Origin of the sequence: Streptomonospora litoralis, from assembly GCF_004323735.1 — a bacterium.
Lineage (GTDB): Bacteria > Actinomycetota > Actinomycetes > Streptosporangiales > Streptosporangiaceae > Streptomonospora > Streptomonospora litoralis.
The window spans coordinates 2,041,638-2,065,072 of the sequence record NZ_CP036455.1 but is presented as its reverse complement, the minus strand read 5'-3'; the positions used below and the strand labels follow the sequence as shown (position 1 = coordinate 2,065,072).

General features: G+C 71.6%; 17 protein-coding genes. 9 read left to right on the top strand and 8 right to left on the bottom strand.

Annotated features, from left to right (window positions below):
- Positions 1–37 precede the first annotated feature (37 nt).
- The 5 genes from EKD16_RS08905 to EKD16_RS08885 form a co-directional block, all read right to left on the bottom strand.
- Complete coding sequence (locus EKD16_RS08905) at positions 38–877, bottom strand: formylglycine-generating enzyme family protein (protein WP_207391477.1); 840 nt, start codon at positions 875–877, stop codon at positions 38–40.
- Positions 878–986: 109 nt separating this feature from the next.
- Positions 987–3,347 (bottom strand): arylsulfatase, encoded by a 2,361-nt coding sequence (locus tag EKD16_RS08900; RefSeq protein ID WP_131097953.1) that lies wholly within the window; start codon positions 3,345–3,347, stop codon positions 987–989.
- A gap of 122 nt (positions 3,348–3,469) precedes the next feature.
- Positions 3,470–4,387 carry an ABC transporter permease gene (locus EKD16_RS08895; RefSeq protein WP_131097952.1) on the bottom strand — a complete coding sequence of 306 codons (918 nt, stop codon included), beginning with the start codon at positions 4,385–4,387 and terminating at the stop codon, positions 3,470–3,472.
- A complete protein-coding gene (locus EKD16_RS08890) occupies positions 4,380–5,573 on the bottom strand; it encodes a quaternary amine ABC transporter ATP-binding protein (protein ID WP_242677303.1) in 1,194 nt (397 codons plus the stop codon). Before EKD16_RS08890 ends, EKD16_RS08895 begins: the two co-directional genes overlap by 8 nt.
- The gene (locus EKD16_RS08885) at positions 5,570–6,520 is read right to left on the bottom strand and encodes an ABC transporter substrate-binding protein (RefSeq protein ID WP_131097951.1); all 951 of its coding nucleotides are present in this window, start codon (positions 6,518–6,520) and stop codon (positions 5,570–5,572) included. Before EKD16_RS08885 ends, EKD16_RS08890 begins: the two co-directional genes overlap by 4 nt.
- A 620-nt stretch (positions 6,521–7,140) precedes the next feature.
- Between EKD16_RS08885 and EKD16_RS08880 the strand changes: the two genes are divergently transcribed.
- From EKD16_RS08880 to EKD16_RS08870, 3 genes are all read left to right on the top strand, one after another.
- Entirely contained in the window at positions 7,141–8,697 is a 1,557-nt protein-coding gene (locus tag EKD16_RS08880) for a GMC family oxidoreductase (RefSeq protein WP_131097950.1), read from the top strand.
- Between the two features lie 180 nt (positions 8,698–8,877).
- Positions 8,878–9,795, top strand: a complete 918-nt coding sequence (locus EKD16_RS08875) for a methionyl-tRNA formyltransferase (RefSeq protein ID WP_165498536.1) — start codon at positions 8,878–8,880, stop codon at positions 9,793–9,795.
- A 105-nt stretch (positions 9,796–9,900) separates the two neighbouring features.
- Positions 9,901–10,332, top strand: a complete 432-nt coding sequence (locus EKD16_RS08870; RefSeq protein WP_131097948.1) for a helix-turn-helix domain-containing protein — start codon at positions 9,901–9,903, stop codon at positions 10,330–10,332.
- A 385-nt stretch (positions 10,333–10,717) separates the two neighbouring features.
- Here EKD16_RS08870 and EKD16_RS08865 read toward each other — a convergent pair whose 3' ends face one another.
- Positions 10,718–12,196 carry a helix-turn-helix domain-containing protein gene (locus tag EKD16_RS08865; RefSeq protein ID WP_207391476.1) on the bottom strand — a complete coding sequence of 493 codons (1,479 nt, stop codon included), beginning with the start codon at positions 12,194–12,196 and terminating at the stop codon, positions 10,718–10,720.
- A 221-nt stretch (positions 12,197–12,417) separates the two neighbouring features.
- The gene (locus EKD16_RS25310) at positions 12,418–12,813 is read right to left on the bottom strand and encodes a hypothetical protein (RefSeq protein ID WP_165498535.1); all 396 of its coding nucleotides are present in this window, start codon (positions 12,811–12,813) and stop codon (positions 12,418–12,420) included.
- Between the two features lie 574 nt (positions 12,814–13,387).
- On the opposite strand from EKD16_RS25310, the gene EKD16_RS26465 reads away from it, so the two are divergent.
- The gene (locus tag EKD16_RS26465; RefSeq protein ID WP_341351871.1) at positions 13,388–13,870 is read left to right on the top strand and encodes a substrate-binding domain-containing protein; all 483 of its coding nucleotides are present in this window, start codon (positions 13,388–13,390) and stop codon (positions 13,868–13,870) included.
- Positions 13,871–14,104: 234 nt separating this feature from the next.
- Here the strand turns inward: EKD16_RS26465 and EKD16_RS08850 are convergent, their stop codons facing one another.
- Complete coding sequence (locus tag EKD16_RS08850; protein WP_131097944.1) at positions 14,105–15,742, bottom strand: glucuronyl esterase domain-containing protein; 1,638 nt, start codon at positions 15,740–15,742, stop codon at positions 14,105–14,107.
- A gap of 844 nt (positions 15,743–16,586) precedes the next feature.
- On the opposite strand from EKD16_RS08850, the gene EKD16_RS08845 reads away from it, so the two are divergent.
- The 5 genes from EKD16_RS08845 (at position 16,587) to EKD16_RS08825 (ending at position 23,428) form a co-directional block, all read left to right on the top strand.
- Complete coding sequence (locus EKD16_RS08845) at positions 16,587–17,591, top strand: glycoside hydrolase family 11 protein (protein WP_131097943.1); 1,005 nt, start codon at positions 16,587–16,589, stop codon at positions 17,589–17,591.
- A 674-nt stretch (positions 17,592–18,265) separates the two neighbouring features.
- Complete coding sequence (locus EKD16_RS08840; RefSeq protein WP_131097942.1) at positions 18,266–18,994, top strand: Crp/Fnr family transcriptional regulator; 729 nt, start codon at positions 18,266–18,268, stop codon at positions 18,992–18,994.
- A 105-nt stretch (positions 18,995–19,099) separates the two neighbouring features.
- Complete coding sequence (locus tag EKD16_RS08835; protein WP_131097941.1) at positions 19,100–19,984, top strand: hypothetical protein; 885 nt, start codon at positions 19,100–19,102, stop codon at positions 19,982–19,984.
- Between the two features lie 5 nt (positions 19,985–19,989).
- Positions 19,990–22,425: an ICP22 family protein gene (locus EKD16_RS08830; RefSeq protein ID WP_131097940.1), complete on the top strand. Its 2,436-nt coding sequence runs from the start codon at positions 19,990–19,992 to the stop codon at positions 22,423–22,425.
- 7 nt (positions 22,426–22,432) lie between these two features.
- Entirely contained in the window at positions 22,433–23,428 is a 996-nt protein-coding gene (locus tag EKD16_RS08825; protein ID WP_131097939.1) for a hypothetical protein, read from the top strand.
- Positions 23,429–23,435: the final 7 nt, after the last annotated feature.

Below are 23,435 nucleotides of genomic sequence, written 5' to 3'. Positions count from 1 at the left end.
TCCGCGGGACCAGCGCAACCGCCGAAACCGCCGCGGATCACACGTCCCGGGCGCAGCGGAACCCGGTGTTGCCCATCGAGGAGTCGGGGGCGATCCCCTGGCGCGCGCTGACCCGGTACCTGCGGCAGTAGGACTCGTGGCACAGGTAGGAACCCCCGCGCGCACTGCGCCGCGTCCCGCCGTCGTCTCCGCCCAGGCGGCGCCCGGCTCCCGCCGCGGCCGGGTCCGGGGCGAACCGGTCGGCGCACCACTCCCAGACGTTGCCCGTCGTGTTGTGCAGCCCGAACCCGTTGGCGGGAAACGCGTCGGCCGGACAGGTGCCGTACCAGCCGTCGGCGCGGGTGTTGCGCCCGGGGAACTCCCCCTGCCACACGTTCATGCGGTGCTCGCCCGCGGGCTCCAGCTCGTCCCCCCACGGGAACGCGCATCCGACCAGGCCGCCTCGGGCGGCGTACTCCCATTCGGCTTCGGTCGGCAGCCGCAGACCCGCCCAGGCGCAGTACGCCTGCGCGTCGTTCCACGAGACGTGGACCGCCGGGTGGTCGGCGAGGTCGTCGATTCCGGACTGCGGGCCCGCGGGGCGGCGCCAGTCAGCGCCCTCGACCTGCCGCCACCAGGGGGCGCCGACGACCCCGCGGGTGGGCGGGAAGTCGTCGGGCAGCAGCCCGCCGAACACGAACGACCAGCCGAAGCGTTGTGCATCGGTCCGGTAGCCCGTGGCCTCGGCGAACGCGGCGAATTCCGCGTTGGTCACCGCGGTCGCGCCGATCAGGAACGGGCTGAGCCCGACCGTGCGGACGGGCCCCTCGCCGTCGTCGGGGTAGGCGCGTGCGTCTTCGCTGCCCATCAGGAACTCCCCGCCGTCGAGGAGCACCATGCCGCGGGTGCTCCCCCTGCCGGCGGTGGTGGGCGGGTCCCCGTCGGGGGCGGCCGGGGCGGCACCCGGCCGAGGACCCGCCGAGGGGGCGCAGCATGCGTGGTGTCCGTCAGTCATGTGCCGCTCGGAACCGCTCTCGTTCGCCTTCGCTGTCGGCGTCGCTGCACAGGTCGTCGCCGAGGTCGAGGCGCACCTGGCGCAGCCGCCCGGTGAAGTGGTTGTCGGCCGTGGGGTAGTCGTCGGTCACCGGCGAGGCGCGGTCGACTCCGAGGTCGAACGTCTCGTCGAAGGCGAAGTAGTAGGGGATGGTGGCCTCCACCCTGCCTTCGGCGACCCGCTTGCCGTCGACGGCCAGGGACGCGGTTCCGCCGCGTCCGACTCCCCCGCCGTCGTAGCCGAACTCCAGGCGGATCTCGTGCTCGCCGGCGCCGAGCCGCTCGCCGCCGGAGACCGTGTGCACCCGCAGCCCGAAGTAGTTGTAGGCGTAGTGCGGCCGCCCTTCGCGGACGTAGAGCGACCATCCGCCGAACCGCCCGCCCTGGGCGACGAGTACCCCCTCGCCCCCGTCGTCGGGGACGTCGACGACTGCGGTAATCGTGTGCGACCGGTTCTTGACGTTGGGCGCGGTCTCTTCGGTGAGCCGCAGACCGGGGCCGTTGAAGGTGACGGTGCTGCGGTCGCCGAACAGGTCCAGCCGGCCCGCCTCCCGCGGGTTCTCCCGTTCGGTCATCCGGTCGTCCAGCGGGAACACGTTGTACTTGGCGGCCTCGACGAGGAACAGCTGCTGCAGCTCGCGGAGCCTGCCGGGGTGCTCGGCCGAGACGTCGCGCGCCTGGGTCCAGTCGACGTTGGTGTCGTAGAGCTCCCAGACGTCGTCGTCGAAGTAGCGGCGGCCGTCCTGCACCATCTCCCAGGGGGTGCCGTGGCGGGTGACCGCCATCCACCCGTCGTGGTAGATGCCGCGGTTGCCGACCATCTCGAAGTACTGGAGGCGGCGGCGGTCCGCGGCTTCGGCGTCGTTGAAGGTGTAGAGCATGCTGGTGCCCTCGATCGGCTGCTGCGCGACGCCGTCCACCGAGTGGGGATCGGGGATGCGCGCCGCTTCGAGGATGGTCGGCAGCACGTCGATGACGTGGTGGAACTGGTGGCGCAGGCCGCCGCGCTCCCGGATTCCGCCGGGCCAGTGGGCGATCATGCCGTCACGGGTGCCTCCGAAGTGCGAGGCGACCTGCTTAGTCCACTGGTAGGGGGTGTTCATCGCCAGCGCCCACCCCACCGGGTAGTGGGCGTGCGTCGTCTCGTCGCCGAGCGCGTCGGCGTGGGCGTTGATGAACTCCGCGCTGTCGGGGATGCCGCTGGCGTAGCGGTGTTCGTTGAGCGTGCCGCCCAGTCCGCCCTCCGCCGAGGCTCCGTTGTCGCCGAGGATGTAGATGAACAGGGTGTCCTCAAGCGCGCCGTTCTCCTCCAGCGCGTCGACGAGCCGTCCGATCTGGACGTCGGTGTGCTCGGCGAACCCGGCGTAGAGCTCCATCAGCGAGGCCGCCGACCGCTGCTCGGCCGCGGAGAGCTCGTCCCAGTGCGGCACGCCCTCGGCCCACGGCGCCAGTTCCGCGTCCTGGGGCACGACTCCGAGCCGCTTCTGCTGCTCCAGGGTGATCTCGCGCTGGCGGTCCCACCCGTGGTCGAAGCGGCCCCGGTACTTGTCGCGGTAGTGCCGGGGCACGTGGTAGGGCGCGTGGGTGGCGCCGAACGGGAGGTAGGCGAAGAAGGGGGTGCCGGGTTTGAGGCTGCGCTGCGTGTCGATCCACTCGATGGCCTGGTCGACGAGGTCCTCGGACAGGTGGTACCCGTCCTCCGGGCGCTTGGCCGGTTCACTCGGTACGGTCCCGTCGAAGAGCACCGGGTACCAGTGGTTCATCTCCGCGCACAGGAATCCGTAGAACTTCTCGAAGCCCTCACCGGTGGGCCAGCGGTCGAAGGGCCCGGCCGGGCTCACGTCGCGCGCCGGGGTCTGGTGCCACTTGCCGAACGCGGCGGTGTTGTAGCCGTTGCCCCGGAGGATCTCCGCGACGGTCGCGGCGCTGCGCGGGCGGATGCCGGAGTACCCGGGCGCCGCGCTGGACATCTCGGTCGTGACCCCCATACCGACGGAGTGGTGGTTGCGCCCGGTCAGCAGCGACTGCCGCGTCGGCGAGCAGACGGCCGTGACGTGGAAGCGGGTGTAGCGCAGCCCGTCGCGCGCCAGCCGGTCGGCGGTCGGCATCTCGCACGGGCCGCCGAACGCGCTGGGCGCCCCGAACCCCATGTCGTCGAGGAGGACCAGCACGACGTTGGGGGCGCCTTTCGGCGGCCGCAAGGGGTCGTCCGGCCGGTAGGGCGGGTCCTGTTCGCGCACGTCGATCGACGTGGCCGGAGCGTGCCGCCGTTCCTCGATCGGCAGGTTGTGCCGGTTGGGATGTACATCGCTCAACGAGCATCTCCTCTTTCGTCTGCGCAGTTGTGCTGCGGCTGTACGGGATCGACCGGGTCGCCGGCCGGTGCGGCCGGTGGGCGGCACCGGCCGGCGACCCGGTCGGGGCTGCGCGGCCGTGGTCAGGCGGGGGCCTTCACCGTTTCGGGCTCTCGGTCGCCGCCTCGGCGCCTGCGCCCGAGGAGGCGCCGCAGGGCGGTCTGCCACCGCTGAACACCGCCGCCGCGTCCCAGGGCTCCGGTCACCCGGTCGAGGAAGATCGCCAGGACGACGACGGCGACTCCCCCTTCGAAGGCGGTGCCGATGTCGAACTGGGTGACACCGTTGACGACGACGCCGCCCAGCCCCTTGGCACCGACCAGGCCGGCGACGACGACCATCGACAGGGCGAGCATGATGACCTGGTTGACGCCGGCCATGATGGAGGGCAGCGCCAGCGGCAGCTGCACTTCGCGCAGCACCTGCCGGGGACGCGACCCGAACGCGCGGGCGGCCTCCAGGACCTCCTCGTCCACCTGGCGGATTCCGAGTTCGGTGAGCCGGACCGCCGGCGGGATCGCGAAGACGGTGGTGGCGACGACGCCCGGAACGACGCCGATCCCGAAGAGGAACACCGACGGGACGAGGTAGACGAAGACCGGCAGGGTCTGCATGAAGTCGAGGACCGGCCGCACGGCGAAGCTGACCCGCGGGCTGCTCGCGGCGAGCACGCCCAGGGGGACGCCCACCAGGATCGAGAAGAACGTCGCCATGACCACCACGGCGAGCGTCTCCAGTGTCTGCGTCCACAGGTTCATGCCCACCACGAGCGCGAACGCGAGCACAGTGAACAGGGTCAGCGCCACGCTGCGGGTCGCCAGGGCGATGAGGAGGCCGAAGACCGCGATAAGCACCCACGGCACGGGTGCGGCGAGCACCGTGTAGATCCCGTTCACCGCCATCAGGAGGACGGCCGAGACCGCTTCGAAGAAGCCTCCGGCGTTGTCGGTGAGCCACTGCAGGCCGGCTTCGACCGCGTCGCCGAGCGGGATTCTAGGCATGCTCACTCACCTCCTCCGACGCCGCGATGGCGTTCAGCACCCGGCTGCGGGGGACGACCCCGACCAGGTGCCCGCCGCCGTCGACGACCGCGAGCGGCACCCGGTGGCCGCCCGTCAGATGGCAGAACTCGACGACGGGGGTGTCGTCGGTGACGGCGGTGTACTCGTCGGCGACGCAGTCGCCCAGGTCCGTCCGGTCGCGCCGCACCGCCTGCGTCAGGGCCTCGGTCGTGGCGACTCCGGCGATGCGGCCGTCGTCGCCGGTGACGTAGGCGCACCGGCCGGCCACGTCCGCCAAGCGGTCCAGCACCTGCTGAGGGTGCTCGCCGAGGCCGGCGGTGGCCCAGGGGCGCTGCATGACCGCGCCGGCCGTCAGGCCCCGCGTGCGGTCGACGTCGGAGACGAAGTCGCGGACGTAGTCGGTCGCCGGGCGGGAGATGATCTCCGGCCCGGTGGCGAGTTGGACGACGCGGCCGTCCTTCATCACCATGATGCGGTCGCCGATGCGCATCGCCTCGTTCAGGTCGTGGGTGACGAAGATGATGGTCTTGCCCAAGTCCTGCTGGAGTTCGAGCAACTGCTCCTGCATGGACCGCCGGGTCAGCGGGTCCAGCGCGCTGAACGGCTCGTCCATGATCAGCACGTCCGGGTCGGTGGCCAGGGCGCGCGCGAGTCCCACGCGCTGCTTCATCCCGCCGCTGAACTCGTCGGGGTAGGCATCCCCGCGATGGGCGAGTCCGACCTGTTCCAGCGCCTTGTCGGCGCGTTCGAGCCGCTCGCTTCTGGCTACACCGCGGGCCTTGAGCCCGTAGGCGGTGTTCTCCCTGACTGTGCGGTGCGGGAACAGCGCGAAGTGCTGGAAAACCATGCTGATGCGCCTGTTGCGCAGCTCGCGGAGCTTCTCCGGCGTCATGGACCCGACGTCGGCGCCCTCGTAGGCGACGGTCCCCGCGGTCGGTTCCACGAGCCGGTTGATCATCCGGACGACGGTGGACTTCCCGGACCCGGAAAGGCCCATGACGGCGAAAAGCTCTCCGCGTTCGACGGAGAAGGAGACGTCGTCGACGGCTACGGCTCCGCCGGAGTCCCGCACGGCCTGCGCCCCGCCGTCGGCGGTGTCGAGGGCGCGGCGTGCGCGGCCGGGTGCCATGTTGAAGACCTTGGTGAGGTTGCGGACATCGATCACGCGGGGGCCTCCGCCGGGTCGCCCTCCACGGTCTCGACGCCCTTGAGCCATTCGCCGACCCGGTCGGGGTTCTGGCTGATCCACTCGCGGGCGACGTCGGCGGGCGAGCGGTCCTCCTGGCTGACCTGGTAGACCCAGTCGGAGGCGGTTTCGCGGTCGACCTCGATCCGGGACAGGAAGCGCGCCGCGTTCGGGTTGTCGTCCTTGAAACCCTCGCGGGAGACGCTGCGGACCTCGCCGGCGCCCGGCCAGGCCTCTTCGGGGTCGTCCAGGTAGACGAGGTCCCACTCGATGTTCATCCAGTGGGGCGCCCACGCGAGGAAGACCACGGGCTGCTCGTCCTGCGTCCGCTTGTCGACCTCGGCCAGCATCGCCGGAGTGCTCGACTCGACGAGATTCCAGTCGCCGAGCCCGTAGGCGTCGGCGTCGATCGCCTCCTGGATGGAGTTGTTGCCGGGCGTGCCGGGCTCGATCCCCAGGAACTCCCGGTTGAATTTTTGAGCGTTCTCGTCGAGGTCGGCCAGCGAGGTGACGCCGTACTCGTCGGCGACGTACTTCGGCACGGCGGGTTCGTAGGCGACACCGGTGACGACGGTGCCCAGGACCTCGATCTTGCCCGCGTCGATGGGGTCGCCGTAGACCTCCTTCTGGCTGGGCCACCAGTTGCCGAGGTAGGCGTCGGCGTCGCCCTTGGTCAGCGCCTGGGCGCCGAGGGGGACCGACAGGTCCTCGATCTCGACGCTGTAGCCCGCCTCCTTCAGGACCTGGCGGGCGATGCGGTTCTCCACCATGAGGTCTTCCCACGGCTGCTCGACGAGGACGACCTCGGTGTCCGTCCCGCCACCGGAGTCGAACCCGCCTTCGGAGGGGCTACCGCATGAGGCGGCCATCAGCATGGTGAGCGCCACGATCGAGGCCGAGGCGGCAGGGCGCTGCAGCGAAACCATATCTCGATTTCCAATCCAGACGAAAGAAATCCGTGCATTCCGGGATCCCGCAGAACCCCGGAACGGCGTGCGTACGCGTGTGCTCCATTTACACCTGTTCTCGCCATACGAAACAGCGGATGCGGGACTTTCACGCTTCCGCGAAAGCGCCGCATATTGACAATGACCGATGGTGATGCAGAAACAATGGAGAATCAATATCCAAAACAATACAAGTCATACCGATACCTGTTCGTCGGTATAGAGCCGCTCTATAGGACGGAAAACCGGAACCCGGAAGAATCGCGCCGCGGGCCTCCAGGTCCGTGAAACACGAGCGCACCCGGGCCCGCCGCACCACAGGCGCCCGCATACGGGGCCGCACAAAGGGGGAGGTTGCGAGACGGGCGTCCGCGGGCAGAATGGAGAGTGCGTTCGCCCGCCGGGGGCTTCGGGTATGTGAGCCGGCTCACCGCGGAGCCGGCGGGTCCGATGTGTTCCCGCCGTCCGCGAAGATCTGTCGCGAACCGGCGGCGAACGCACGCGGGACCTCAATCCCGCTCCCCCGCAAGACCGTTTCGAAACCGCCGCCGCGCCCGGCCGAAGACCCCGGCGCGGAGCACAGAAAAGGAGTTGTACACGTGGCCCCACACCAGAGCGACGCGTCCTTCGACTACGTCATCGTGGGCGGCGGCACAGCCGGCTCGGTGATCGCCGACCGGCTCACCGAGGACCCCGGCACCAGCGTGTGCGTCATCGAAGGCGGCCCCTCCGACCAGGGCCTGGAACGTGTCCTGCGCCTGGGCGAGTGGCTGAACCTGCTGGAAAGCGACCTGGACTACGGTTACACCACGACCCCCCAGCCGCGCGGCAACTCCCACATCGTCCACTCGCGCGCCCGGGTGCTGGGCGGCTGCTCCTCCCACAACACCCTCATCAGCTTCCGGCCCTTCCCCCAGGACCTCGACGACTGGGTGGCCGCCGGCGCCCGCGGGTGGGACAACGCCACCGTGCAGTCCTACGCCGACCGCATCAAGTGCAACATCATCCCGGTTGCACCCCAGGACCGAAACGCCATCGTCACCGACTGGATCACCGCCTCGTCCCGGGCCATCGGCGTGCCGGTGATCGACGACTTCAACGCCGAAACCTCCCACCGCGGCGGCTTCCGCGACGGTGCCGGGTACCTGTCCCTCGCCTACGACCCCTACACCGGCTACCGCTCCTCGGCCTCGGTGGCCTACCTGCACCCGATCATCGGGGTCCGCCGCAACCTGACCCTGATGCTGGAGACCTGGGCCCACCGGCTCGTCTTCGACGGCGACCGCGCCACGGGCGTCCGCGTCACCGCCGCCGACGGCTCCGAGCAGACCGTCACCGCCGAGCGCGAGGTCATCCTGTGCGCCGGCGCGATCGACACGCCGCGCCTGCTCATGCTCTCCGGGGTGGGCCCGGCCGACGATCTGCGCGAGGTCGGCCTGGACGTGGGCCACGACCTGCCCGGAGTGGGCGAGCACCTGCTCGACCATCCCGAGTCGATCATCATGTGGGAGACCGAGCGCGAAGTGCCCGAGACCACCGTGATGGCCTCCGACGGCGGCCTGTTCGTGCGCCGCGACACCGGTGATCCGCGCCCGGATCTGATGTTCCACATCTACCAGGTGCCCTTCGACGACAACACCGCCCGCCTGGGCTACGACTCGCCGGGCCCGCGCAACGCGATCTGCATGACGCCCAACATTCCCCGGTCGCGCTCGCGCGGCAAGCTGTGGCTGACCAGCGCCGACCCCGGCGTCAAGCCCGCGCTGGACTTCCGCTACTTCACCGATCCCGAGGACTACGACGCGCAGACGATCGTCGACGGGCTGCGCATCGCCCGCGACATCGCCGCGACCGAGCCCTTCGCCTCCTGGATCAAGCGCGAGGTCGCCCCCGGCCCCGCGCTGACCACCGACGCCGAGCTCTCGGAGTACGGGCGCCGCGCTGCCCACACCGTGTACCACCCCGCCGGCACCTGCCGGATGGGGGCCGCGGACGACCCGGCGGCGGTGGTCGACCCCGAGCTGCGGGTACGCGGGCTGTCGGGGCTGCGTATCGCCGACGCGTCGGTGTTTCCCACGATGCCCTCCCCCAACCCGATGGTCACCGTCCTGGCGGTGGGCGAGCGAGCGGCCGACCTCATCCGCGCCGACCGGTGACCGCGGCGCCGCGGCGGTCGCACACCCCCGAGAAGGCCGCCGACCAGGCGAGGAACCGAAAACCGAAGAAACCGCAACAGAGCTCTCACCCCGGCAGTCATGGCGTGTCCCAACCGATCCGATACGTTGCCGAAAGGCTCAGACGGGGGAATCCACGGAAATTCCAGCCGGGAGAGATATATGCGTGTTGCCATCATCGGACAGGCGGCCTTCGGAGAGGCGGTGCTGCGGCGGCTGCAGGACGACGGTGTGACCGTAGCGGGCGTCGCGGCGCCGGAGCCCGCCCAAGGCGGGCGGGTGGACCGGCTCTGGTCCGCCAGTGAGGAGGCCGGCATCCCGCGGGTGTCCACCGCGAGCCTGAAAGAGCCCGGCGGGCTCGTGAAGTGGAAGGAACTGGAGGCCGACTTCTGCCTGATGGCCTTCGTCACCCATTTCCTGCCGGACGACGTGTTCACGCTGCCCACCCACGGGACGGCGCAGTACCACCCGAGCCTGCTGCCGCTGCACCGCGGCAAGTCGGCGATCAACTGGGCCCTCATCAACGGCGAGCAGGAGACCGGCCTGAGCATATTCTGGCCCGACCGGGGCATCGACACCGGCCCGGTCCTGCTGCAGAAGCGGTGCCCGATCGGCCCCGACGACACCGTGGGCAGCCTCTACTTCGACCGGCTCTTCCCCTTGGGCGTGGACGCCGTGTCCGAGGCGGTGGCCCTGGTGGCGGCGGGCGAGGCGCCGCGGATCGAGCAGGACCACGCCGAGGCGACGTTCGAGCCCGGCTGCAGCGACCGGCACGTCGAGATCCACTGGCACCGCCCCGCGCGCGTCGTCTACGACCTGATCCGCGGCGCGGATCCGCGGCCGGGCGCCTGGACGCTCTTCGAGGAGGAGAAACTGCGGTTCTTCGACTGCCGTCTCACCGGCGAGCGGCGCCCCGGCCGACCCGGTGAGGTGCTCGACGTCGACGATTCGGGGTTCGCGGTCCGGCTCAACGGCGACGTGCTGCGCGTCGGGCGGGTGCAGCACTCCGGCACCGGCAAGCTCCCCGCGGGGCAGTGGGCCGCGCAGGCGGGGCCGGCTCCCGGATTCCGCTTCCGCTGACTCCTCCCGGCAGCCTCGATTCTCCCCTCACCATGTGGCGGATCGTTCCTTGATACTACGCATCGTTCCGCACTTCCCCTTCGATAGGGAGGCTATGATGCGTATATGGAACAGGAGCTCTTCTCCGCGGAGCAAGTCGCCGATCGACTGGGACTGCACGTGCGGACCGTGCGCAGCTACGTGCGCGACGGTCGGCTCAAGGCGGTGCGCATCGGCAAGCAGTACCGGATCGCCCGCGAGGATCTGGAGGCGTTCACCGGCCGCCACCTGTCGGCCCGGCCGCACGAGACGGCCGGGCGTCGGCGGCACGCCGAGGTGTCGAGTGTCGTGGAGGTCGAGGCGATCGATCCCGAAACGGCGTCCCGCGTCTCCACCCTCCTCACCGGCGCCGCGGCCGGTCCCCGCGACGGCGGCGCGCCGGTGCGGGTGCAGACGGTCTACGACGAGGAGAGGGCGCGCCTGAAGGTCGTCGTCCTCGGCGGGCTCGGCGACAGCGCGGAACTGCTGCGCTCCATCGAGTCGGTGGTGACCGCGTGAGCACCGTCTACAGCAGCGTGACCGGTGCGCAGCCGCTCCGACAGACCGGTGACATTCTGGCGTTCCTGCGGGGTCGAGCCCGCCGGGGCCCGGCCGCGGCCGGGCCCCGGCGGAGGCGCCGTCATCCCGCTCGGCGGAGCCGCGTGGCGCCGGACTCCGTCCCAATCCGGTGCCTCAGCTGATCCGCCGACCGTCCCCCTCGGCGATCGGCACCTCCGGTCGCCCGCATGAACGGCGGTCCGCGGCCTCCCGGGCGCCCTCCCGCCGTCCGGGCCCAGCCACCGGAATCCCCGCTCACCGGCTCGGCGACCGAACAAAGCCGACGTTAGGCCCGCGTCACCTCCGGGGCAATGCGCACAGTGCCCACTCGCCCGGCGGCGACTGTTCACGATGCACTCTCGGTGATGCGCAGCGCATGGACGAGGTCGTGGGTGCCGGGGCCGGGGGTGAGCAGATCCCGGTTCAGCAGCCCCTCGGCCGTACGCAGGCGGGCGCGGACCGTTGTGCGGCTCACGTCCAGGGTGTGCGCCGCGCGCCGGGCGTCGGCGCCGGCGTCGACCCAGGCGCGCAGCGTCTCCGGCAGGGGGCCGTGCGCCTCGTCGTGCAGCGGTGTGAGGAACCTCCGCGCCCAGAGGAGAGCCTCCTCGGTGATGAGCAGGGCGTCCAGCGACGGCGCGTCGGGCGTGTCTTCGGCGGATCCGCCGGCGGGCGGGAGGCCGGCGGCGGCCAGCGCGAGGGCGAGTACGGCGCGGTCGTGGACGTCGTGCAGGTCCATGCCCAGGGCGTCCTCGACACGCCGCAGGTGGGCCGTCACGGTGTTGCGGCTGATGCCCAGCAGGCGCGCCACCGCCAAGCGGGGGAAGGAGAGGGCGAGGCGTGTGACGTCGACGGTGATCCGGGGAAGCTCCTCGATGGGCGCCAGCAGCCCGCGGGCCCATGCGTGGGCCTGCGCGCGCGGCAGCAGGCGGGCGAGCGGCGCGTGGCCGTCGTAGGGGACGGCGCGGGAACCCGTATGCCGCGCGCCGGCCAGAGCGTGGCGGGCCTGCTCATAGGCCTCGGCCGTGGCGTGGAGCGGCTGCGGCTCGCTGATACCCAGGCAGTACCGCGGGTTCTCCCGCGCCAGGGAGTGCAGCAGCGCGGCCAGGCCGCTGTCCGCCTCGGCCCCGCCGTCCCCGTCGTCGGGGATCAGGCAGATGAGGTGGGGGTCGTAGACCGGACAGCGCACGACCATGCTCCGGCCGTGATAGCCGTGTTCGTCCTGACTCTGCACGGCGATGGTCTCGCGTTCGGCGGAAGGGCAGTTCAGCAGGTAGAGCCGTACGCGCTCGGCGTCCAGCAACGGGGGCACGGCTCCGACCGTCATCCTGCGCGCCAGAGTGACGTCGCCGGTCATGAGGGCCATGAAGACGGCGACGCGGAGCCGGTCGGCGGCCTGCCGGTAGCGGTCGGCGGCCTCGTCGGCGCTCCGGACGCGCCGCAGCGTGTCGAGCACGGTCCCGGTGTGCGAGGCCAGCGTGGCGGCCTCCGGGGTCAGCGGCGAGGGGGCCGCCGCCACCAGTACCGAGCGCGGGGGTTCGCGCCGCAGCACCTCGCATCGGACGTGCATCGCGCCCGCCCGCGTGGCGGCCGCCGCGAGCTCGCCCCCCAGCAGCTGCACCAGCACCGGCTGCAGGTCCGCGAGCACCTCGCCCGAGATCCCGGCCGTGGCCACCTCCGCCCGCCCCTCGCCGTCCACGAGCGCGACGTCCACGCCGGTCTGCTCCCGCAGGCGATCGGCGAGCTGCTGCGGCCGGGGCCCGGACTCCGGGGAGGCGCCGGGCCGCAGCTGGCGCAGCAGGTCATCGAGCATCCCGGACGTCGACACGCCACCTCCACCCGTCGGAGCCATGCGGCCTCTCAGCGTACACATGCCTGGTCGTCGGGTCGGATGCCTGCCGGCGGGGCACCCGGTGGGGCGGGCGCCGGACCGGACACCACCGCCTGCGCCGGCGCCCCTCTACAAGATTCGCCCGCACCGCGGAAAGCCGACGAGACCGCCCGGCTTCCGCATCACGGGCGCAGGCGCCGTCCACGGGCGGTCCCGGCTCAAGCCGCTGGTGCGCGCCCGGACAGGTAGTGGTTCCGGGAGGGCCCGACGAGCAGCAGGGTGATGAGCACGGCGCAGGGCACCAACCCGATCAGGATCTGCCCCGTCTCCGGCTCCAGGGAGAAGCCGACGACGTCCAGTGCCGCCAGCACCGCGTAAACGCCGACCGACGTCCACAGCACCTTCGGCGAACGCCGGCCGCCGATGCCGCCCAGCACGAAGAACACCGCCGCCAGCAGGAGCGCGACGAGTGCGGCGACAGCGATCTCGTTCGAGACCTGCTCGGCCTCGGCGCCCATGGCCGGGTCGAGCCGCGCGCCCAGTGAGGCGATTCCGAGAAAGAAGGCCACCAGCACGGCGAAGCCGCCGAGCACGAAGTGCAGGACGCGCGCCACGATCACCGTAGCGGGCTGGGATGCCTTTGCGGGCCGCGGGTGCGGCGGCCATCCGGGAGCGGGAGGTCCGGGATAGCCCGCACCCGGCGGATAGCCGCCGGGTGCGGCGGGCGGCTGCCCCGGCTGCGGTCCGCCCGGATACGGCGGCCCCGGCGGAGGCGGGTTCCCCCATCCGGGCTGCGGCTGCCGGGCGTCCGGCATCTGCTGCGCATTCCCGGGGCCGGGGGGACCGTGCTCTGGCGTGTGCATGCGGCGTTTCCTTCGGCGGCTGATCGGCTGACCGGTCGAACCTATCCGTGCCCGCCGTCCGCCACCAGTCGGTGCGGTACCGCCGGCCTGCCCGCCGAGGCGGATGGCCGGAACCGGCCATCCGCCGGGCCGGAGGCGCCGTAACGCAGGGCGGCGCAGGGCCGCACCGCGCACCCCGCCGTGCGGCGGCACGCCCCGCGGCGGGAACCGCCGGCCGGGTCCAGCTCACTCCGCGGCCAGCAGGCGCGCGAAGTGAGCCGCGGTATCCGCCGGTGCGCTGCACCACCTCGAAGAAGAGGCGGCCATCGAGCATCGGCGTGTAGAAGTGGAGGAACTCGCCGCCGCCGGCGCGGTCGTAGAGGACTCCGTTCTCGCGCATCCGCTCGCGCACGGCCGGCGCGAGGTCGGTGCGCGCGGCGAGGTCGGCGTAGTAGTTGCCGGGAATCCGCAGCGGCGCGATACCGGCGGTGCGCAGCGCGTGAGCCGCGGCGAACACGTCGTCGCAGGCCAGTGCGATGTCGTCGCGCACAACGACCTGCTGGCCATCGGCATCCTGCGGCGCCTGGCCGAACGCGGGGTGCGGGTACCCGACGAGCTGAGCGTGGCCGGCTACGACGACATCCTCGGCGCGGACTTCTGCGTACCCGCCCTGACCACCCTGTCCGGCCCCCAGGAAGAGGCCGGGCGCGCCGCCGTGGAGATCCTGCTGACCCGCGGCTCCGCGGCGGAGGACGGCGCCGGTCCGCGCCGCGTTGTACTGCCCTCCCACCTGGTCATCCGCGACTCGACGGGGCCAGCGCCGGGGTGACGCCGGCCTCCCTGCCGCCCTGCGGGGCGAGCACAGGCGCTCACCCGGCACCGCCGAACCGGCATATCCTCCCCAGCGCTTCGGCGAGGCGGTCGTCCGGTTTCGGCGCAGGCGGCGAGAGGTCACGGCCACGCTGCCTCGGGCGGATGCACCGCCCGAGGCAGCGTGGTCCAAGCCCGCCCCGGCGGGAGGGGGTACGGGTGCGGGGCGGGCTCGCCTGGGCCCCCGAGCGGGTCAGGGGGTGGTGCAGGTGATGTCGGTGGGCGCGGCGGAGGACCCGCTCGCGACGAAGCCGAAGGTGGCGCTTCCGCCGACCGGAACCGTGCCGTTCCAGCCGGTGCCGCTGACCGTCACGGAGCCTCCTGTGCTGGTGTATTCGCCGTTCCAGAGGTTGCTGATGGACTGCCCGGATGCCAGCGTCATGGCGACGCTCCAGCCGTCGAGCGCACCGGAGGCGGTGTTGTTCACCGTCACCTCGCCCTGGTAGCCGCCGGACCAGCTGTTGACCGCGCGGAAGTCCGCGGTGCAGGCGCCTTCTGCGCCCCCGTCGCCGGGATCGCCGTCACCCGGGTCCCCATCGCCCGGGTCGCCGTCACCCGGGTCGCCGTCGCCGGGGTCCCCGCCACCGCTGTCGTCGAGTGTCGGCGTCTGCCAGCTCCGCCACTGGGACAGGTCGCCGGACTCGCTCGGCGCGATCCGGAACTCACCGGGCGCACTGCCGGTCCCCAGCAGGAACTTCTCGATGCTCTGCCGCAGGGGCGCCTGCCACTCGGAGCGGGAGGCGCAGTGGGTGCCGTCCTGGACGTCGGAGGAGTAGGAGATGTTCTCCTCGGCACCGAGCGCCTTGTAGACCTCGGCTCCCCCGAGGGCGGCCACGCTGCCGGAAGTGGCGCCGAGCCAGTCGACGTGCGGGTTCTCCATGATGAACAGCCCGCGTGGCGCGACCATGGCGACGATCTCGTGGGTGTCCACCGGCAGTCGGTCCGGGTTCTGCGTGTAGGCGCTGAACGCGTCGCCGAGCCACGGCTGCTCGGAGTAGGCGCTGCTCAGCGGCTGCGCCCCGTCTTCCTGGGCCACCGAGCGGAACGCGGGCACGCCGGCGGTGCCCGACTCGACCGGCATGGTCAGATCGATGCGCTGATCGAACGCGCCGGAGACGAAGGCGCCCTTGCCGAAGCGTGAGCACCCCGTGACACCGGTCGAGTCCGCCTGGAGGACGCTGCCGTCCGACTGCTCGATGACGTCGATGATCCGGCTCACACCCCAGGACCAGGCCATGAGCAGGCCCGTTTCGCTGGAGGAGCCGTAGATGCTGTAGAACGCGCCCTGCTTGCCGTCCCGTCCCGTGCCCTCTTCGCCGACCTGGTAGGGGTCGAACTCGACGACGGCGGCACCGGAGGACTTGATGGTCTGGGTGTCCGCGCCGAGTCCTCCCAGGACCACGACCGCCGGGAAGGGGCCCGAGCCGCTCGGCAGGTCGACGCTCGCCGAGAAACCGGCGCTCCTGCCCTGGTGTGTCACGTTCACGGTGATCTCGCTGCCGGAGACCGATCCCGTGACGCTGTCGGGTCTGGCGGGCTTGTGGCCGTAGACGGAGCTCTCCGCCAGCTCCTTGATCTCGGCCCGCCGGCACCGCCACTCGGACTCGGCGGAGATGCGCGTGCCGTCCAGCTTGGTGAAGGGGTCCGGGAGCAGCGGCGTCGCGGCAGTCGATCCGGGGTCGGGCACAGGGCAGTCGGCACCGTCGAACTCCACACCGGAGTCGGCCTGCGCCGCGGCGCCCGGGTGCGGGGCGAGCGCGGCGGCCGCGCTCAGCACGGCGGCGAAGGCGACGGCCGACCAAGCCCGACGCCGATAGCGATGGACACGCATCGAGGACCTCCAAGAGTGGCGCACCATCGGCCGACCGCCCCGCCGCGGTGGTGGCCGGGGCGCGTGCCTGCCGCTGCACGCCGAAGGGGGATGTATGCCGGACCGGCCTGGCGCAGGCGCCGCACCCCGCCGCGGCGCTCGGAGAGCGCCTGCGCACTCGGCGAAGGGGTGTTGCGCTTCGCAGCCCGGTTCCGGTTTTGGAAGCGCTTTCAGCGTATGGAAAGTTTCGGCTTCAGGCCAGGGTCATAGCGAATTTTTTCCGGAAAGTTTTGCCCGAAAGTATCGGCCTCCGATCGCGCGACACCGGCCATTGTGCGGAATGCGCAGGACACGGCTGAATGCGTGAGGCCCAATGCGAACGCCACCGCCGACCCAGGGCGGCCCCCTCGCAGCAGCGATGGCCACCACCTCGCCGCATCGGCCCCGTCGACCGCCCACGCATACTCCGCCGCCTCTCGCGCCCGCCGACGGCCGCACTCCCGGCCCCGATCCCTCGAAACTTTCTTCGCCGCCCTTATCGGCTCGCACGAGCAGGAGAAACCAGGGCGGCCCACCACGCGCCGCAAGAAACTTCGACTAAGAAATTTTCGAAACCTTCCGGAAACTTATTGACAACACGGCAGAGTCGACCGAACACTGTCGGGATCAAAGACCCCTTACCCACCGTCAATCCGGGTCGCTCACCGTGGCCCTTCCAGTTCCCCCAGTCGTCGACCGCCGCACGATGGGCGCACACCGCCGCGTCGGACGGCGTCGATGCGCGGTCGCCACGCCGGCCGCGGACCCGCCGGGCGGCCCCCGCTACCCGGCACCCCGCAAGCCTTCGCGAGGAGGAAGCACACAGATGAATGACGCCCCCGCAATCCCCCAGAGCCGCAGGCGCCGGCGCCCAGGCATGGTCGTCGCCTGCCTCTCCGCGGTGCTGGCGCTGGTCGCATCATCGACCGGTGTCGCCAGCGCGGCCATCACCAGCAACCAGACCGGCAACGACGGCGGGTACTTCTACTCGTTCTGGACCGACTCCGAGGGAACCGTCTCCATGGAGCTGGGGTCCGGTGGCAACTACAGCACTTCCTGGAGCAACACCGGGAACTTCGTCGCCGGCAAGGGCTGGAGCACCGGCGGGCGCCGCACCGTCGACTACTCCGGCAGCTACAACCCGTCGGGCAACTCGTATCTGACCCTGTACGGCTGGACGACGGACCCGCTGGTCGAGTACTACGTCGTCGAGAACTGGGGCAGCTACCGCCCCGAGGGCGAGTACCAGGGCACCGTCACCAGTGACGGCGGCACCTACGACATCTACCGCACGATGCGCTACGACAAGCCCTCCATCGAGGGAACCGCCACGTTCCCGCAGTTCTGGAGCGTGCGGCAGTCGCGGCGCACCGGCGGGACGATCACCGCGGGCAACCACTTCGACGCCTGGGCCAGCCACGGCATGAACATGGGCAACCACGACTACATGATCATGGCGACCGAGGGCTACCAGAGCAGCGGCAGCTCCAACATCACCGTCGGTTCCACCGGCGGTGGCGGCGACCCCGGCGGCGGGGACCCGGGCGGCGGCGACCCCGGTAACGGCAACTGCACCGCGAGCCTGTCCGCGGGCCAGCAGTGGAACGACCGGTACAACCTCAGCGTCGACGTCAGCGGCTCCAGCGACTGGACCGTGACGGTGAACGTGCCGGAGCCGGCCAAGATCTCCGCGACGTGGAACGTCAACGCCAACTACCCCAGCGCCCAGGTGCTCAAGGCCACCCCCAACGGGAACGGCAACAACTGGGGCATGACGATCGACCACAACGGCAACTGGACCTGGCCGACCGTCTCCTGCAGCGCGAACTGATCCCGACCCCCATCCCCTGATACCGCGACCGCGGCGCGGCGGCCTCCGGCCGTCGCGCCGCACGCCGTTCTCCGCTGCTCCGGGCTGCTCAAGAAGTACGCAGTGCCGGCGTACAGCGCTGATATCGCTCCTGTGGCCATGGTCGACGTCGAACGTGGCGACAGGTACGAGATCAACGCCGAAGTCCCTGCCCGCCGGCGCGAACAATACGGCGACTCTTCGCGCAAGGAATATCGCAATCGGTGACACGGGCGGGCTTGCATGGCGGGGCGAGTCGAGCGCGGCGGACAAATGCCCGTGATTCTGAGCCTTCTTGGCCGAAAATCCTTCCTGGAGCGCGGACACGCGGTTAAATAGTCCCGACCGCAACTCCCCCGCTGCCCGGCCGGAGCTGCGAAACGGGAATACCCCGCCGAACAGCCCTGCCCTCACCTGCATGCACCCGCCTCGGACCACCGCACCCGACGCCGACGGGCCTGGCCGCCCTCACCACTCCTCGGGCGGATCAGCGCCGACCCGTGCACCTATCGGCATGCCCGAAAGCACGCGCGCAACAGATAGGAATTCACACCGCCCGGCGCCGCTCAGCGCCCACGGAATCGAAATCCCACCGAGAAACGGACGGGACCTATTTCCTTGCCCGATTCGGGCCTGTCTTAACAGGGGTGATCACTGTGTCCTCATCCTCTCGACACAGCCGCGGCACCTGGCCTGCGGGAACCGTGCTCGCCGCACTCGACGACACGGCACGCGACGGGCTACTGAACAGAGGCCGCCGGCGCGTCTTCGAGACCGGCGAGGCCCTCGTCGTCCAAGGCGAGCAGAGTGCGCACGTCCTCGTGCTCCTCGACGGCTATGTCAAGGTCACCGCCGTGGGGCGGCAAGGCACCACCACCTTCCTGGCGATCCGCGCGGGCGGCGACCTCATCGGCGAGCTCGCCGCCGTCGACCGCGCCCCGCGCCTGGCGACCGTCACCGCGGGCGGCTCGGTGATCGCCCGCCTGCTCAGCCAGTCGCAGTTCCACGGCTTCCTCGCCGAGCACCCGGCCGCGGCACTGACCGTCAGCTCCTACATCGCCGCCAAGCTGCGCCGCGCCACCGGCAAGCTCGTCGACTTCAACGGCCGGGAGGTCCTGGTGCGCGTCGCCCGGGTGCTGGCCGAACTCGCCGCCAACTACGGGCAGCACACGCCCGAAGGCGTGGAACTGCGGATCTCGCTTACGCAGCCCGAACTGGCCGGGTTGGTCTCGGCTTCGGAGCCCTCGGTGCAGAAGGCGCTGGCCGTGCTGCGCAAGGACGGCGTCGTCGCCACCTCCTACCGGAACCTGCGCATCCAGGATCTCGCGGCCCTGCACGCCATGGCCGACGGCCCCGACGGCCCCGGCGGCCATGGCGGCGACTGAATTGCGGAAACCCGTAAAACGATGAGGTCCGCGCCCTAAGAAGCCCGGAAAGTGGCTTTTGTTGCCGCACCCGGTGCCTCGCGGCACCCAGACGAAGGGACACCTATGCAGCCGACCGTTCCGCAACCGGCCAACCCCGGCATCCGCCGGCTCTGCATCAACGCCGACGTGAAGAACTACAGCGGCCAGGACGACGTCGGGCAGCTGGAGGTACAGCGTGCGCTGCCCGAGCTGCTCACCGCGGCCTGCGAGCGCGCCGGCCTGGACCGCGCCTTCTGGGCGCGCCAGGAGCAGGGCGACGGCGAGCTCGCCCTGCTGCCGCCCGGAATCGACGAGGCGTACACGATCAGCGGGCTCGTCCGCGAACTGCGCGTGGGCCTCTTCCACTACAACCGGCACCGCAGCGAACGCTCGCGGATGCGGCTCCGGCTGGCCGCGCACGAGGGCATCACCTATCTGGCGGACAGCGGCTACGCGGGCGACGCGGTGGTCACCGTGAGCCGGCTGTGCGCGTCGGCCGCCGTCAAGGACGCACTGGCCGCCGACGCCCGCGCCGACCTCGCGCTGATCGTCTCCGACCGGGTCTACGCCGACGTCGTCAGCCAGAACGTCTTCGACCTGTTCTCCGCCGACTTCACCGAGGTCGCCGTCTCCGAACCCGCCAAAGGCTTCGCGGCCCGCGCGTGGGTCTACCTGCCCGGGCGTCCGCCGACGGGCCCCGACGAGGCGGCCGGATCGGCCGGCGCCGGTCCGGGCGACTCGGGCGGCGACGGTGGCCGCGTCGACGAGAGCACCACGAACACGGTGGGCGACGTCGGCGGCAACAACACGAGCGCGCGCGACGTCAGCGGGACCGTCGAGAACAGCACGCACAAGACGGTCGACAACAGCACCCGCTACGGCGACACCTACGAGTCAATCCGGATGGACGGCGCCCGCGGCGTCAGCTTCGGCGGCCACCACGAACACCATGATCACAGGAGGCGCTGACGGCGATGGACGACAACGCCACCGCATCGGCACCCGGCTCCGACGACGGGCCGGGGCCGGGGCGAACCGACGAGCCGACCGCGGACGGGACCGCCGGTGGGCAGACGGAAACGGGTCGCGACGAACACGGGCACCGGGCCGAAGACGGGGACGGCTCCGCTGCAGGCGAGGCCGCTCCCGGTTCCGGCGCCGCCGACGGCTCTCGAAAGCCCGAGGGCGCGGACGACGTCCCGCCTTCCGGCGGACAACAGCAGACCCCCGAGCAGCCCGATACTCCCACGATGGTCGTCGACGGCGAGGACGGCCTCTCCGCCGCCGAACGCCGACGCAGCACCACCCAGCGCGACCAGCGCCGGGCGGGCTTCGATGCCGGCACCTACATCGGTGCCGTCTACGTCAACGACAGCGAGGCCATCAGTTTCGGCGGGACCGGCCGCGGGGCCGGGACCCCGCCGCCCGGCCAGGTCGACCCCGCCCGGCTCAACCGCGAGCTGCGCCGCTACCGGTCGGCCCCCTCCGACACAGCACTGGCGGAGGTCCTCGCCAACCACCGGATCGCCTTTCTGACCGGCGCGGCCTTCAGCGGCCGCGCAAGTTCGGCCTGCGCCGCGCTGGCGGAGTGGACGCGGACACGCGCCGGCGGCTCCCGGGTCACCGTGCTGCACGCGGCCACCGAGTTCGGCGCGCTGCCCCGGCGCATGTCCGAGGGCAGCGGCCACCTGCTCGACGCCACCGGTCTGGCCTGGCCGGACGCGCTGGCGCACGCCGATCTCGACACGGTGCACACCTGGTTGGCGGAGCACCGCAGCACGCTGGTGGTGCTGATCGACGATCCCGAGCCCAGCGAGGCGATCCGTCCCTACCTCGTCGCGCACCGGACGCCCGACCTCGACGCGGTCCTGCTGGCATACCTCGACGAGTCCCTGGATTCCGCGGGCAGGGCGGCGCTGGACTACGCGCGGCCCTTCCCCTCGGTCCAGGCGTGGCGTGCCGAGATGGCGACCCCGGCCGAGGCCGTCGAACTGGCGGCGGTCCTCGCCGAGTGGTGGAGCGGCGGCAGCGCCGCCGCGGGCAGGGCGCCCGCCCTCGCCGAGCGCCGCCACCGGCTGCTGTGCGGCCAGGCCCGCCGCCTCCTCAGCGCGGCGCACAACACCGACTCCCCGACCCAGCAGGGCTATGTCCTGGCCACCGCCGTGCTGGACGGCCATGCGGCGAGCACCGTCATCCGGGCCGCAGGGCGGCTCATCGGACACCTGCGCACCACCGAGAACCCCGAGGACGCGCTCGGCCGGGAGGTCTTCTCCGACTTCCTGCGCCGCCGGATGCGCCACGTGCGCACGACCACCCAGGAAGGCGCGGACCCACCCGGCGGTGTGGCGCCGCCGCAGGTGGTGCGGCTGCTGCAGCCGCGGCTGGCGGGAGCGCTCCTGGACGTGGTCTGGGCGGAGTTCGACGCCGCGCGCGACCCGCTGCTGACCTGGCTGCGCGAGCTGTGCGAGGACCACGACACCCGGGTGCGGATCAGCTCCGCTCAGGCTCTGGGGCGCCTGGCCGGACTGGACTATCCGGAGATCAAGCGCCGCGTAATCGTGCCGCTTGCCGACTCCTCCCGGCCGGTCCACCACCAGGCCGCTTCGTGGCTGCTGGAGAAGGCGTACAAGGACGGGACGCGGGAGACCGAGGTGCGCGGCCTGCTGCGCAAGTGGGCGCGCTCGGGCAAGTGGTCGCAGGTCGCCGTGGCCCTGCGCGGCTACACCACCGACATCGCCGCCGAGCAGCCCGAAGAGGCGCTGCGCAGCATCCGCGAGTTCATGCTCGACCCGCGACTGCGGTTGCGCGACGTCGACGTCGCCTACCTGAAGGCGCAGCCCACGCGCGACGACCGGTTCGAGGCCGAGAAGGAGATCCGCCGCCGCCTGCTCGACGGCTTCGGCCGACTGGTGCCCACCGCGCTGGCCGAGCTGTATGCGGCCGGGCGGTGCGAGGACGTGCTCAAGGAGCTGATCACCTGGACCCGCTTGGAGTTCCGGGCCCGGATGGGAGTGGCCGACGCCTTCCTGCGCATCGCCCTCATCCCCGCGGAGAGCGGCGGAGCGGAGCGCTCGTCGGCCGCCGGACCGGCGGAGCCGGGTGCGCCCGAACGCTACGACCTGCTCGTCCGGCTTGCGGACGGCCGCCTGGGCGCTGTCGCCGCGGCCGACGTCGCCGGACTGTGGCGCCGCGCGCTGCTCGACGCCCGGTTGTACGGCTACGCCTGGGAGTTCCTGTCCCTTTGGGACGACTCGGCCGCGCCGGAGTCCCCGGAGCACTCCGCGTTCGAGGAGCTGCTCAAGTACCTCGGAACCGACCCCGACCTGCGCCGGCGGCTCGCGCTGTACCACCAGTTGCGAGCCCATCGCGGTCGCGGCCAGACCCCCCGCCCCACCTCTGTCGAAAGGTGACGAACCAGTGACCTCACCCCCGCCCGCAAACGGCGTGCTGCGGCGGTTCGCCGATCGCGTCCGCGGCATGCTCGGGCTCCCCATAACGCTGTCCGCACCCCCGCCGTCGGGGGCGGGCTCGCCGCCGCCGCGCAGGATCGCCGACCGCGTGCGCGACACCTTCTCCGACGTCCCGCCGTGGCCCGACCCCGATGGTCCGCAGACGCCCCTGCAGGTGCAGGTGCACGCCGACCCGGACGAGGTGTCGGGATTGTCGCTGCCGGCCAAGGGCGACGGCTACCCGTTCGTGTTCGACATCCGCTGCGACTGGTACGCCCAGGCCAGCATCATCGACAGCAGCATGGAGGCGGAGACCGAGTACCGGCTGCGCTCGCGCATCGCCCAGCTGCGCACACGCATCGCCGACCGCGTCACCGACGAGATCCGCCCCGTCGCGCGGCAGTACGAGCCGCACGAGGCCGCGGCTCTGGAGGCCGCGCTGGCGCGGCGGCTGGCCGGCTGCTTCGACGAGGGCGAAGTCCAGTGCACCACCCGGGTGCGGGTCGACGTCTGCGACGAGGTCCGGGCGATGCTGGCCGCCGCGAGCAGCGACCTCATCCGGCTCGACGCCGAGGGGCGCTACCACTCCGCCCGGATCGCACAGCTGCGCATGCTCCGCGAGCAGTGGGAGGAGCTGTTCCTGGACGCGCTGCGCGGCGCCGGCGAGGTGGATCCGGCGCGGACGACGTGGATGGCGCCGTACGCCCTCAAGCTCGCCGAGATGCCCAAGGACGCGACCCGCCAGTTGCAGAACATGCTGGAGGAGCGCCGGTCCCAGACCGTCCAGCTCTTCAGCGACCTCGACTCGATCCTGGAGCCGCACCAGCAGGGCGAGCTGGACCACGTCAGCTTCATGATGAGCTCCGAGCACATCTTCCGCCAGCTCCTGATCAACATGGGCCTGCCCGTCCCGCCCAAGTCCGAGGGGCCTTCCGAGCATTCCTCCGAGAAGCAGAGCGCGTAGAGAGGCG